This is a genomic window from Neisseria sp. P0001.S005 (assembly GCF_051963715.1).
The window spans coordinates 1-463 of the sequence record NZ_JBQCTZ010000594.1 but is presented as its reverse complement, the minus strand read 5'-3'; the positions used below and the strand labels follow the sequence as shown (position 1 = coordinate 463).

The 463-nt window shown below is 55.5% G+C and carries 1 protein-coding gene; it reads left to right on the top strand.

Going from position 1 to position 463, the window contains the following annotated elements; translation table 11 throughout:
- Positions 1 to 47: 47 nt before the first annotated feature.
- Positions 48 to 463: 4-hydroxyphenylacetate 3-monooxygenase, reductase component (hpaC, locus tag ACTHSP_RS21870; RefSeq protein ID WP_440346993.1), on the top strand; the 416-nt coding region annotated here is incomplete at its 3' end.

Below are 463 nucleotides of genomic sequence, written 5' to 3'. Positions count from 1 at the left end.
GGCAGAGCTGGCAAAAATCGAACAGGCATTAAAATAAAGCGAGCCGGATGACAGATTCAACACACACACTCAAGAGATCCTTCCGAGATGCCATGGCCTCCTGTGCCGCCGGGGTACACGTTATCACGACAGACGGTGAAGCAGGACGCTATGGCATTACTATGACTGCCGTAACTGCCGTTACCGACGAGCCGCCGACGGTCATGCTGTGCATCAACCGCCAATCCGCCATCATTCCCATCCTGCAAGGCAACCGTGATTTGTGTATCAACACACTCAACGACGGCCAGCAGGATGTCGCCGAACACTTTGCCGGACTGACCGACCTCTCGCCCGAAGAACGCTTCGAATACCATATTTGGCACAGGGGGCAAACCGGACAGCTCGAAGTCGAAGGCGCGCTGGCGCACCTGCACGGCAGCATTGTCGATCAACGCGAAATCGGCACGCATTACGTCTTTTT